General features: G+C 51.7%; 12 protein-coding genes. 6 read left to right on the top strand and 6 right to left on the bottom strand.

Translation table 11 applies throughout. The annotated features are described in order from the left end of the window. Positions 1-1,238: TonB-dependent receptor domain-containing protein (locus AC222A_RS17450; RefSeq protein WP_486775340.1), on the top strand; the 1,238-nt coding region annotated here is incomplete at its 5' end. A gap of 669 nt (positions 1,239-1,907) precedes the next feature. Here AC222A_RS17450 and AC222A_RS17445 read toward each other — a convergent pair. Then, a complete protein-coding gene (locus AC222A_RS17445) occupies positions 1,908-2,396 on the bottom strand; it encodes a DUF4112 domain-containing protein (protein WP_372749346.1) in 489 nt (162 codons plus the stop codon). 208 nt (positions 2,397-2,604) lie between these two features. On the opposite strand from AC222A_RS17445, the gene AC222A_RS17440 reads away from it, so the two are divergent. Beyond that, entirely contained in the window at positions 2,605-3,546 is a 942-nt protein-coding gene (locus tag AC222A_RS17440) for a DMT family transporter (protein WP_486775339.1), read from the top strand. A 142-nt stretch (positions 3,547-3,688) separates the two neighbouring features. Here the strand turns inward: AC222A_RS17440 and AC222A_RS17435 are convergent, their stop codons facing one another. Together AC222A_RS17435 and AC222A_RS17430 are read right to left on the bottom strand one after the other, a co-directional pair. Further along, complete coding sequence (locus AC222A_RS17435) at positions 3,689-5,023, bottom strand: class II 3-deoxy-7-phosphoheptulonate synthase (protein WP_372749349.1); 1,335 nt, start codon at positions 5,021-5,023, stop codon at positions 3,689-3,691. 563 nt (positions 5,024-5,586) lie between these two features. After that, positions 5,587-6,243 carry a crotonase/enoyl-CoA hydratase family protein gene (locus tag AC222A_RS17430; RefSeq protein ID WP_486775338.1) on the bottom strand — a complete coding sequence of 219 codons (657 nt, stop codon included), beginning with the start codon at positions 6,241-6,243 and terminating at the stop codon, positions 5,587-5,589. Positions 6,244-6,323: 80 nt separating this feature from the next. Between AC222A_RS17430 and AC222A_RS17425 the strand changes: the two genes are divergently transcribed. Beyond that, the gene (locus tag AC222A_RS17425; protein ID WP_372783484.1) at positions 6,324-6,683 is read left to right on the top strand and encodes an RES family NAD+ phosphorylase; all 360 of its coding nucleotides are present in this window, start codon (positions 6,324-6,326) and stop codon (positions 6,681-6,683) included. Between the two features lie 193 nt (positions 6,684-6,876). Here AC222A_RS17425 and fghA read toward each other — a convergent pair whose 3' ends face one another. Both fghA and AC222A_RS17415 read right to left on the bottom strand, forming a co-directional pair. Continuing rightward, positions 6,877-7,713, bottom strand: a complete 837-nt coding sequence (gene fghA / locus AC222A_RS17420) for an S-formylglutathione hydrolase (RefSeq protein WP_372748669.1) — start codon at positions 7,711-7,713, stop codon at positions 6,877-6,879. 27 nt (positions 7,714-7,740) lie between these two features. Continuing rightward, a complete protein-coding gene (locus AC222A_RS17415; RefSeq protein WP_372758622.1) occupies positions 7,741-8,847 on the bottom strand; it encodes an S-(hydroxymethyl)glutathione dehydrogenase/class III alcohol dehydrogenase in 1,107 nt (368 codons plus the stop codon). A 114-nt stretch (positions 8,848-8,961) separates the two neighbouring features. Here AC222A_RS17415 and AC222A_RS17410 point away from each other — a divergent pair, with 114 nt between their 5' ends. Further along, a complete protein-coding gene (locus tag AC222A_RS17410; RefSeq protein WP_372763939.1) occupies positions 8,962-9,855 on the top strand; it encodes a LysR family transcriptional regulator in 894 nt (297 codons plus the stop codon). Positions 9,856-9,915: 60 nt separating this feature from the next. Here AC222A_RS17410 and AC222A_RS17405 read toward each other — a convergent pair whose 3' ends face one another. Further along, positions 9,916-10,353, bottom strand: coding sequence for a YtoQ family protein (locus tag AC222A_RS17405; protein ID WP_372748666.1), 438 nt, complete (start codon positions 10,351-10,353; stop codon positions 9,916-9,918). Positions 10,354-10,586: 233 nt separating this feature from the next. On the opposite strand from AC222A_RS17405, the gene AC222A_RS17400 reads away from it, so the two are divergent. Then, complete coding sequence (locus AC222A_RS17400; protein WP_372748665.1) at positions 10,587-11,786, top strand: APC family permease; 1,200 nt, start codon at positions 10,587-10,589, stop codon at positions 11,784-11,786. 45 nt (positions 11,787-11,831) lie between these two features. After that, a partial coding sequence (locus AC222A_RS17395) for a cryptochrome/photolyase family protein (RefSeq protein ID WP_486775337.1) occupies positions 11,832-12,650 on the top strand: 819 nt, incomplete at its 3' end.

The raw sequence follows: 12,650 nt of genomic DNA, 5'->3' as shown, positions 1-12,650 counted from the left end.
GCTTTACGTCCCCTACCGGCGGATTCATGGAATACATTGCGGGGGTTTTCTACCAGGAAAATAACCTGCACTTTTACGAAGAAGGACCACTGAAAGTCCGCACCGGCGGCGTACAACCGACCGGCGTTTGTGCGCTCGACACCCAGGTCGCCATTGAGACCTTTCTCGACAGAGATTTTTACGTAGACACAGAAGCGTGGTCAGCCTTCTTTCAATTTACGCTCAATTGGACGCCAACCCTGCGCACGACCTTTGGTTTGCGCAAAGTCGAGGAAGAAAAAATTTCCTCACGGGAATTCCGCATCTACGACGATGAAGGTCGTGGCTCGGCCGACCCCGCCACCCTTTTCCTGCTGGACAACCTTCGCATCAACCCTCATAGCCTGCAGGGTGAACGCGAAGCATCGAATCTACTGCCATTGGTCAACCTGCAATGGGATGCCACCGATACGATGATGGCCTATGTGAGCTACACCGAAGGTGCCAAATCCGGCTCCTACGATGCGCGCGGCAACAATGACCGCGACGAATTCAACGGTGGCGGCCGCAACTACGAATACGACGATGAACTGGCAGATGCCTGGGAAATCGGCGCAAAGATGACGCTGGCAGATGGCACAGCCGATTTGAACATTGCCCTGTTTTACGTTGAATACACCGATATGCAGGTCAGCGTTTACGATGGCTCATCCGCTTTTAACGTGCTGAACGCCGGTGAAGCCTTGACTCAGGGCCTGGAAATGGATGGTCGCTGGCTGGTCACGGACTGGTTCCAGCTTACTGGCTCGGTAGCCTATCTGGACTTTGAATGGACGGAGTACGACAACGGCCCATGCTATGTCGGACGCAGCGACAGCAACCCGGACGGCTCGTGCTCACTGACAGGCATGGAAAATATACAGACGCCCGAATGGACCGCTTCCGTGTCCACAAATTTTACTTTCCCTTTGCCGGGCAATCTTCTGGTGGGAATCACCCTGGACGCCAACTACAAAGACGACCACTTTACATCTTCAGACCTTGATCCCCGCGGTTTTCAGGAAGCGACAACGCGCTACAACGGCCGGGCCCAGATTGGCGCCGACGACGGGACCTGGAATATTGCGCTGGTTGGGAAAAACCTGAGCGATGAAACCACCATAGGCGCTTCGGCCGCGACCCTGCTCGACGTTGGTGGTTACCGCGCGACCATAGAGCCAGCGCGCACGGTGTATCTGGAAGGCAGATATCGCTACTAAGTATTCGTTGAGGGGAAGGTGCTGTAACTTCCCCTCAATAAGAATCACAATGCATTGCATTTTGCGAAAACTGGAAATAATTGCACGTGGTCGCCGCGAGTCCACCAGTAACTCTATAATAAATAAGGATAATCCCGCCAAGACCAGAATTGGCATCTAAGTTGCTACTACCACTCTCAACGAACAACACCAAATGAGAGCAGGGACATGACAACGCACGCAACAGCACAGCAAAGGGACATACTCATAATCGAGGAATCGATAGCAGCGCGAGTCGAACTCAAGCTTCGACTCTCCTCACTAAATTGTGCAGTCCACATCGCATCTAGCTATGAGCAAGCTATTCACACTCTGCAGGAACGCAGCCTCTGCCTTGTGCTCGCTTCTGAATCCTTAAGCCCGGCAGACAGAGCTGCACTCAGAAAGCGCATAGAAAGGCTTGCAACCAAAAACCAACCACGCCTCGTCAGCATCCGAGATACCGGACTCGACTTTCCTTTCAATGACGACTACCAGGATTGGATTGAAACTGAAGTTGGTGTCGAACAGGATCTGGCGACCTACGAACCAAGGATAACTGCCGAGGAATTTTCGGATCTTCGCAGCAGCATGCCCCCTATGTACTCATGAGGCTTGCACAGAATGTCGGTGCTAGCCGATTAGTCAAATTTAGGGCGGACTGCCAGCACCTGTTGCCAGAATGACAGCACCGATAACCAGTGCCAGCGCAGAAGCCGCGCCCAGAATTGGCAGCCATTTAAAACGTGGCGGCGTTGGCTCAGGAGCCAGTTGCTGCTCCAGATACTCTTTCAATAACTGAGTGTTCCGGGTATTGGCTTTATAAAAGGCGTCGAAGGCATCGCCCACCACCGGCAGCAGGCCACCGACAAAGTCGATGCCCATATTACGTAATATACGCAGTTTAAGTTCGCCGTCAGCACCTGCACGATGCGCTTCCAACAATACATACCCCGAAAAACCCAAGCCTATAACATCGCCGACACCAGGCAATAAACCCACAACAGCATCGGCACCAATACTGAAGTTGGTGAAAGGAATTTTTATACTGCTGTCGGTAAAACGGCTGAATTTTTCCAAACGTTTAAGCACAGCCAGTTGTTGCTCTCGCGTTGGCTGACTAACGTTATTGTTCGGCATAACAGAAAATCTCCGAAAAAATATTTGTGGCGACAGCTAGAACAACAGCCCAACTTTGTAAGTTGGGTACTGGTGACGGTTGCCCCAGATATGTTCATGCTATCGTAGGCAATCATGTCAGAACCAGTGAATATCGCATGAGATCCGCACTACGCCAATACCGGCCACTTCGGCTAGAATGGCTCGCGTATCTGCAACCGGATAGAAGATGCCGCTCGAAAACACCACAAAGTCAGACCTCTTGCTGGTGCTTGTCACACTCCTCGCAGCCCTAGGCTGGATATTGTCCAGAGAAGCCGTCAGCGTCATGCCGCCACTGCTCTTTATGTCGGTTCGCTTTATTCTGGCCAGTGCAATTCTCGGCTTCTTTGCTCGCCGGCAACTGCCTGTACTCGGTGTGGCGGCACTCGCTCGCAGCCTACGTGTAGGCGCTGTATTTGGTATTGCGATGAGCCTGTGGGTTGTCGGACTTAAGCAGTCGACTCACGTCGGCGAGGCCGCGTTTATCGCCAGCCTTGGTGTGATAATGGTGCCATTGATTGCGCGAGTGTTCTTCAGCGAAGCCATTCCGCTATATACCTGGCTGGCCATGCCCTTTGCTGTGACCGGTTTAGGCTTTCTGTCATTGAGCCACGGATTGCGCCTCGAAAGCGCCCAACTACTACTGTTAGCGTCGGCCGCAATTTTTGCGCTGTACTTTAACCTCAATACTCGCGCCGCAAACAGCCAATTCAGCACGCTCGACAATGGTGAAACCCATGAAACTCAGCGTGTTCCAGTACTCGCTCTAACCACCGTGGTTCTCGGCTGCGTCGGCGTGATCACCGGCATGCTATCGCTGTTGCTAGAGCTCTGGGCGCCAACGCTGCGTGAAGCATCACCGATAATCGCCTTCTGGATAGTCGCGTCAGCACTGATCTCTACAGCACTGCGTTTTCTGGTGCAGACCTACGCCCAAAGCATGACCCGCCATAGCAATGGTGTTGTCATCATGGTGCTGGAGCCAGTCTGGGTCGCCATCATTGCCGTTTTCTGGTTTTCCGAAAGTATGACTGACAGTCAGCTCATTGGCTGCGCACTAATCTTCCTATCGTTGCTGGTGAACCGCTTGAAGGTACTGGCCGGTCTATTCAGCCGCAAAGCCCGATAACCACGCCCAACAAGCCACTGGATTGTCGAGATATCACCAATCCATAGTGGTAACCGCCAACGTCAGCCCTGGCGGTTTTCATCCACGTGACAAAATGCCGCTATAGGTTTGGTTGGTCACCTCTAACGGATCTGGCTATCGCCTAATTCCGCAGAAATTCCGCAATCTCGAAAGCCAATTCCAGCACCTGATCGGCATTCAAACGCGGATCGCATTGCGTTTGATAGCACTTGGCCAGATCCGCATCAGAAATCTGGTAAGCGCCGCCGGTACACTCGGTCACATGCTGACCGGTCATTTCAAGATGAATACCACCCGGGTAAACCGATTCACCTTCGAGCAAGGCAAAGAACTGCTTGATCTCTGACAAAATCCTGTCAAAGGAGCGGGTTTTAAAACCGCTTGTCGCCTTCACGGTATTCCCATGCATGGGATCACATGACCACACAACACGCCGCCCCTCATCACGCAGTGTGGCCGCTAATCCCGGCAGCACCTTTGCGATATTATCGCTACCCATTCGACTGATTAGCGTCAGTCGACCTGGCTCATTACCCGGGTTAAGTGCATCGACCAACCGCACCAGTTCATCCGATGTCATCGTTGGACCAACTTTCACGCCGATTGGATTATCAATGCCTCGGAAGAATTCAACATGCGCACCATCGAGTTGACGTGTCCGCTCACCAATCCAGACCATATGGGCAGATGATTCGTACCAATGTCCGGACACCGGGTTTTCGCGTGCCAACGCTTCTTCATAAGGCAGTAGCAGCGCTTCGTGCGACGTAAAAAACTCCGTGCGACTCAACGCTGGATGGCTTTCGCTATTAATGCCACAGACTTCCATAAAGGACAGTGCGTCCTGAATGGTGCGGGCGATCTGCTCATAGCGATCGCGCAATGGATTGTTCTCAAGAAAGCCCAAATTCCATTTGTGCACCTGATGCAGATCGGCTTGTCCACCGCCGATAAAAGCTCGCAACAAATTCAATGTTGTGGCTGATTGATTGTACGCCTGAATCATTCGTTCAGGGTCAGGATCTCGTGAGCCCATATCGAAGGCCGACGCATTAATAATGTCACCGCGATAACTGGGCAGGCTGGTACCATCGCGTTCTTCGTTATCCGCAGACCGAGGCTTGCCGAACTGCCCCGCAATACGGCCAACCTTGACCACCGGGCGACGCCCCGCATACGTGAGCACGATAGCCATCTGCAGCAATACGTTAAATGTACTGCGTACAGAGTCTGCAGAGAAGTCAGAAAAGCTCTCCGCGCAATCACCACCCTGCAACAGGAAGGCCTCTCCCTTCGCAACGCTCGCCAGACGATTGCGCAGCATGGCGACCTCGTCGTCTAGGACCAAGGGCGGCATCAGGCGCAGACGGGCTTCAACATCCTTTACGGCAACTGCATCGCGATATAAAGGTTGCTGCAAAGCTTCCTTTTGACGCCAACTTGCCGGATTCCACATGTCATTACTTACCACTAAACCGTCCTTCTCTCATTATCCGGATCTTACCAGGCCAACCGATCGTACTCGGCAGATAATGGCTGGCCAATAACCCGGTTCACTGTAATGCTATAAAAATCTACTCGCTACCGAGCACTGCCATCAGGTCTGAATACCCCTACCCGACTAGTGCAATATATGTACAAACTACGCAACTACCGTCGTGAGCAGGTCATACTCTAAGAGCCGATTGAACAGCATACGCAGCATTTAACCCAGTGGCTGTAGGGCAATATATCCACTCGACTGTCAATTTGGGTTCAACTCACCGAGGCCCATGATACCAGCCGAGCACTCATTTCAGTACCTAACGATCCAAACGACGATTGCTACTTCGTCACGTGCCGCAAGGGAATGTAGATTGTTGCGCTTGTACTAACATACAGGGATACCACATGCTAAAACTTCCGCACTGCAACCACCTCAGCAGAATAGTAAAGCCATAACCTGAAAGGGCCCCATAACAGGGCCCACAGAATATATCTCGATAATAACCGAGAGGCAGGAATAGAAATTCAGAAAGGTTACTTCAGATCAGCGTGCATGCATTCTAGCGAAGCCTTCCGAAGAGATCGCTTGTTCATACAGTAGTATTCTTTAGGTAAAGCGGAGAGATCCTTCGCCAGGTTCTTAGCTTCTTCCATCAGGCTGTTCTGATCAACAAGCTTATCGAGAAACCCCGCTGCTATCGATTCAGCTGGAGAATAGCGCTTGGACTGAACCACCGCCATGGTCTTTTCCGCGATAGAAATGCGGTCGTGTATCAACGCCAACAGTACGGGCGTAAACGGCATGCTAATGGAAGTTTCGGGCAAACAAATCTGAAAGTCAGAATTCGCGCCAACTCTGTTGTCGGAGGCCATCAACAAAAAAGCTCCCATGCCAATAGCATGCCCATCACAGGCAGCAATTACTGGAAGCGGAAATTCATACAACCGAGTGAGCATTGCCATACCACCCGCCACCAGCTTATCTGCAACCTCGGCCCCCTGCTGAAAAGCCTTAAGGTCAAAGCCCGCACAGAACATACCTGTTCTGCCGGTTATGATGACGGCCGATGCTTCCTGTTCTGCTTGATCCAAGTAACTGTTAAGGAGTTCGACAAAGCTAATACTTACTGCATTGGCTTTTCCGTCATCAAGGGAAATTACAGCGATACCATCGTCTAAAATGTAGTTCATATGCCTCTTTTCTCAACCAAGGGAATACTTCCCTGAATAAATGAATTCGAGAAGCATTATATCACTCGTAGCCGGTACTTATGGCCGAGCTGTTGTTGCGTCATGTGACCATCTTGGCCGAATACAACCAGAATATCCTAGAACGGACTATAAACTACATCAGGTGCAAAAATGGACAACTGCAGGTAGGAAGACAGGGTGTGAGGCGCAAAAGCTCTAAGTTCAAGAACTCCGCTCTGTATGAGCTTAGTGATTACTCCCGCGCCAGAATATTCGGTAGAGCTGTATTCGATAAGGGAGGGGAGGGAATCCATTTTAACTCCGTTAGGCACGCTGGCAGCAAGTGTTTTGCTCTCTTCTATCCAGACCTTATCAGCGATGTGATTCAAGCAAGTCACTATGCCTATAAATGGGACGGCAAAAGATTACAGTTGTTTTGAAGATCTCGCGCGTCACGTGAAAAGCGACGACAGTAGGCGGAGGAAAATGGCCGGTCAAGAAACCGGCCAGTTTTGCCACTACAGGAGCCAGTCTTTTCTCAGCAGCCTTACGCTGAGGACCAGGCGAGTCGTAGCATTCAAAATGCTTACAGCCCGAACATTATCCTCGCCAGCCCCCCTCTTCAGCTACCACTTATTTTAAATACTGCGCATGAAACGCTATATGCTCAGACATAAACGTCGCAATAAAGAAGTAGCTATGATCGTAGCCCGCGCGGTACTGGACATCAGCGGCTATCGCTCGTTTGCTAAGCGCGTTGATCAGCACATCAGTCTTTAATTGCTCTTCCAGAAAATTATCCGCGGTGCCCTGATCCACTTTTAGGGGCGGCACTACAGCGCCGCCATTAATCAAAGCCACACTGTCGTATTTTTCCCACTCCATGCGGTTGTCACCCAGGTAGTTGGAAAAAGCCTTTTCGCCCCAGGGGCACTGGGTTGGAGCAACGATCGGCGCAAACGCAGACACCGACTTGAACCGACCCGCGTTTTTCAAGGCGATCGTCAGCGCGCCATGCCCACCCATGGAGTGACCAAAAATACCACAACGACTAAGATCGACAGGGAGGTGCTGCGCGACTAAGCCAGGGAGCTCTTCCACCAAGTAGTCATACATCCGGTAGTTTTTGCTCCACGGAGCCTGCGTCGCGTTGAGGTAAAAACCAGCGCCCAAACCAAAATCGTAAGCACCTTCCGGATCGTCAGGAATCCCTTCCCCCCGGGGGCTGGTATCGGGTGCGATGATGGCAATGCCATGCAGAGCCGCATACTGCTGCGCCCCGGCCTTGGTGACGAAGTTTTCGTCAGTGCAAGTCAGGCCAGACAACCACAGTAGCACTGGTACGTTTTCCTGCTCTGCTTGCGGCGGCAGAAACACGGAAAAATGCATATCGCAACCAAGCACTGCGGAGCGATGCTGGTAGCGCTGCTGCCGACCAGAAAAACAGAGTACGTCAGAGACTCTTTCCATCAGTAAAGTTCCATCAGTAACGTTCGATTAATACAGCACCACCGAGCGAATACTTTCACCGGAATGCATCAGGTCGAAGGCTTTGTTGATATCGTCTAAGCCCATAGTGTGAGTGATCATATCGTCAATATTAATGCGACCATCCATATACCAGTCGACAATGCGCGGGACATCAGTACGTCCACGAGCACCGCCAAAGGCAGTGCCTTTCCAGGAACGACCGGTGACCAGCTGGAAAGGTCGTGTCGAAATTTCCTGACCTGCACCGGCAACACCAATAATGTACGACTCGCCCCAGCCTTTGTGACAGCACTCCAAGGCCTGCCGCATGGTATTTACGTTGCCGATACATTCAAAACTGTAGTCAGCACCTCCGTCGGTGAGCTGGGTGATGGCGTCCACCACATTCTCAACCTCTTTTGGGTTGATAAAGTCTGTCATACCAAACTTGCGACCGAGCGCCTCTTTAGCAGGGTTCAGGTCGATACCAATGATCTTTCCGGCACCCACCATTTTGGCACCCTGAATTACGTTGAGCCCAATACCGCCCAAACCAAAGACAACCACAGTGGCACCGGCCTCAACTTTTGCTTCAAAGGCCACCGCACCTACGCCGGTGGTTACACCGCAACCGATGTAACAGACCTTGTCAAAGGGCGCATCCTCTCTGATTTTCGCCAAAGCAATTTCAGGCAGTACGGTATAGTTCGAAAAGGTAGAGCAGCCCATGTAGTGCAGTATTGGTTTGCCTTCGAAGCTGAAACGACTAGTACCGTCGGGCATCACGCCCTGCCCTTGGGTGGTACGAATAGACTGACAGAGATTAGTTTTCGGGTTGAGGCAGAACTTGCAGGTGCGGCATTCCGGCGTATAGAGCGGAATCACATGATCACCGGGCTTGAGGCCTTTTACCCCCGGCCCCACTTCGACCACAACCCCGGCTCCCTCGTGGCCCAGAATGGCTGGAAATACGCCTTCCGGATCATCGCCGCTGAGAGTGAAAGCGTCTGTATGGCACACGCCCGACGCCTTGATCTCTACCAGCACTTCACCCTCTTTGGGGCCGGCTAGGTCCACTTCAACAATTTCCAGTGGTTTGCCTGCCTGAAAGGCTACGGCGGCGCGCGTTTTCATAGGGAGCTCCTCATTTATATCACTCATTGGCTACCACTATATTTTGTTCCAGCTTGAATTGTAATGGTCTACAATGGAACACATTGTTGCCACACAGAAACAATAGACACTGCCATGTTCAGCCGCTGGAACGCTACAGAACTGCTCATTGAAGTGGTTGAAAAGGGAAGCTTCTCTGCGGCTGCGGACTCGCTCAACCTTTCCAAGTCGCACGTCAGCCGGCAAATCAGCCAGCTGGAAAACCACCTTGGCATCAAATTAATCAACCGCACCACGCGCAAACTGGCTCTGACGGAAACCGGGAACGTGTACTACCAGCGCTGTCGGGAAATAGCTGATCAGATCGACGACGTCGAGCGGGTAGTACAGGCGGAGCAGGCCGAGCCACAAGGTCGCTTGCGCATTAGCGTTGCCGGGGCCTTTGGTGAACGCTACATTGCACCGGCCGCCGCAGCCTTTATGGCACGATATGAGCGGGTCCAGATCGAGCTGGATTTTTCAATCCGTAATGTCGACCTTGTGGAGGAAGGCTACGATCTGGCTATCCGCGCCGGTGTGCTGCAGGATTCATCCTTGATCGCACGACGTATCGCCTCGCGGAATCTGGTGCTTTGCGCGAGCAGAGACTATTTCGATCTTTACGGCCAGCCGGAAACCATCGAAGAATTAAAGCAACACAACTGCTTGGTCGGCTCACGAAAGCAATGGCGATTGCGCATTCCAGAAAAGCACAGCCATATCGATATCTCAGTGACCGGCAGCTGGCGCAGCAACAATGGCTATGCGCTGCTCGCCGCCGCGCGTCAGGGCTTGGGCATTGTGCAGCTACCGGAATTCTACGTGCATGAAGATCTCGCTGCCGGGCGTCTAATCGAGATTATGTCCACCTATAAACCCACAGACATGGCGGTGTGGGCTGTATACCCAAGCAACCGACACCTCTCACCCAAAGTCAGGCTGTTTATCGATTTGCTGATAGAAGAGCTAAACAATGTCGCCTGGCTTTGACACCGCCTGCACAGTTAATGTGGACCAGAGGACGCGAAATATAGGTATAGCAGCAAAGCCTTACTGATCACTAACCATATATCTTAGCAGCTCTACAACTTGCTCGGGTGTAGTCGCCCACGCATGAGCAGCGGCATCCACTTCTTTTAACGGGTGAATAATATCTTCGCTGTGCAAGGTGATATAAGGCTTCCCTTTTGCCGCACAGTAACCAGCATCAAATGCAGCGTTCCATTGCTTGTATTTATCGCCAAACCGGATAATCGCGATGTCGCATTTTTCTATGAGTGTTGATATTCGGATGGCATTTACCTTGGCCGACTTATGATCTCGCCAAAAGCTCTTCTCTTCGTCACCCAGTAAATCACCAGCGGCATCACTGGCCTCATGATTGGTGACAGCAGAAGAAAAAGTCAGATCAATATCTCTACAACCCTCGATAATACGTTGGCGCCAATCGGTATGAATTTCGCCGGAAAGATATACATTGAGACTCATGTTTAGTGCCCTTGCGTAAAAATACTCTGGAAAATACAGCTATGCGGTTCACTTCACCAAAGCAGCGCCCGAGCGTGCTGCGACATCACCGTGCCACCGCCTACTAAAATAAGGCAGTGTGACAGAAAAGCAAGGCGCTGGATAAAGTCATAACCAATTGTTTATACGGCCAAATTATAAAGCATCAACGGCATGAAAACATGCTCGAATGAATCTTAACTATACTGTTTAGGGTGAATAACCCTACCATCAAACCCAAGCTGGCCCGCCGCATTTCCGGCTTATTGCTGACCTTCTACGGCGTAGGCACCATTATCGGCGCTGGCATCTATGTCCTCATTGGCAAGATCGCTGAAGAGGCCGGGCACTATGCCCCCTATTCCTTCCTGCTGTCAGCAATCGTCGTCAGTTTTAGCGCGTATTCCTATGCCCAGCTGTCACGACGCTTTCCCGTCAGCGCCGGTGAGCCCGCCTATGTTCAGGAGGCATTTAATAACCAGACACTGGCCGCTGTTGTAGGCTGGGGCATCCTACTCACGGGCGTCGTTTCCGCTGCGACCATTAGTCGCGGTGCACTGGGCTATATCAATGTATTCATTGCCGTTGACACCTTAACAGGGCTATTGATCATCGTTGCCGGGCTAACCTATATAGCAACACTTAACGTACTGAAAGCGGTTGGCGTGGCGGTAATCATCACCATTATAGAACTGCTCGGAATAGCAATAATCCTGGCCGTTGGTGTACCCGCGATGGACTCTAACGCGCTCCCCTTTCATACCTCTGCACCAGCACCGGAAATCAGTGGCATTCTCGCCGGTGCATTTCTCGCGTTTTACGCTTACATAGGCTTTGAAGATATGGTCAACATGGCCGAGGAAGTGAAATCCCCTGAAACGGCGATGCCCATGGCGATAGGCGCGGCGCTGATCATCAGCACCGTGCTCTATATTTGTGTAGCGGTGGTCGCGGTGACCGCACTACCTATCGAATCTTTGGCAAAGAGCGACGCACCTTTTGCCGACCTCGTAGCGCACACGGGCGCTTTCCCAGTTTCGGCTATCACATTGATCAGTCTCATTGCGGTAATTAATGGCGCCCTGGTACAGATCATTATGGGAGCACGAGTACTCTACGGAATGGGTAAGCGACAACTCGCCCCTGCGCTAATGGCAACGGTTCACAAAAGACGATACACCCCGGTGATCGCGACGGTGGCTGTCGGATTGACGGTCTTCATTTTTGCGGTCGCGTTTCCGTTAAAAACGCTGGCTGAAATCACCGCCAGCATCGTATTACTGGTATTCATCTGCGTGAATGCCTCGCAATCTGCAATCGCCTACCAACAAGGCCCTCATTACTCCTACAGGGTGTGGATACCTGCACTTGGTGTGCTGCTGAGCGCGGGCTTTCTTTCCGTGCAATGGATTTAACACATGTGATTGATACAAAACACAATCTTATACGTAGACTACAACATGGGTATAGAAACACTTCGCATTATTCTCGGTGACCAGCTTTCACTCGATAGTCCACTGTTTAACGAGTGGCACGAGCGTGACTCCTTGTGGATGGCAGAAGTCATTGAAGAGAGTCGCCACGTGCCGTCTCACAAGACCCGGTCGGTATACTTTTTATCCGCCATGCGTCACTTTGCCGAAACGCTGAAGCGTAGCAATTATCCATTGATCTACCATGCACTCGATGAACACGATTGGACAGGGCTCGACGAAGCATTGGCCGCCACACTTGATGATCTCCGGCCACAGGCAGTGACCGTAGTTCAACCCGGCGACATGCGCGTGCAACAGCTTATTGAGGGCGCAGCCAAGCACGCCGGTATTCCGCTGACTATTCTTGACGATAGCCACTTCTTTTCAACTCCTGCGGACTTTTCTCACTGGGCAGCAAAGCGGAAGTCTCTTCGAATGGAGTACTACTATCGCGAGTTGCGCAAACGCTACAGTGTCCTTATGGACGGCGACAAACCCGCAGGTGGCGCTTGGAACTTTGACGCCGAAAATCGTAAAGCCTTCCCGAAAACCGGGCCCGCAGGAATTCCTCAGCCACGGACGTTTACACCAGACGCTATTACTAAGAAGGTTATACGCTGCGTTAATGATCATCTGCCAGACAATCCAGGTAGCACTGAAAGCTTTGATTGGCCTGTTACCAAACACCAAGCTGAGCAGGCACTCACTGATTTTATTGAACACCGCCTTATTGGATTCGGGGATTACCAGGATGCTATGTGGATCGCTGAGCCCTGGCTCTATCATTCCAGGTTAGCCGCTGCG

Source organism: Litorivivens sp., from assembly GCF_057445395.1.
The sequence above is the reverse complement of the archived record's forward strand: the minus strand, read 5'-3'. Positions and strand labels throughout refer to the sequence as shown.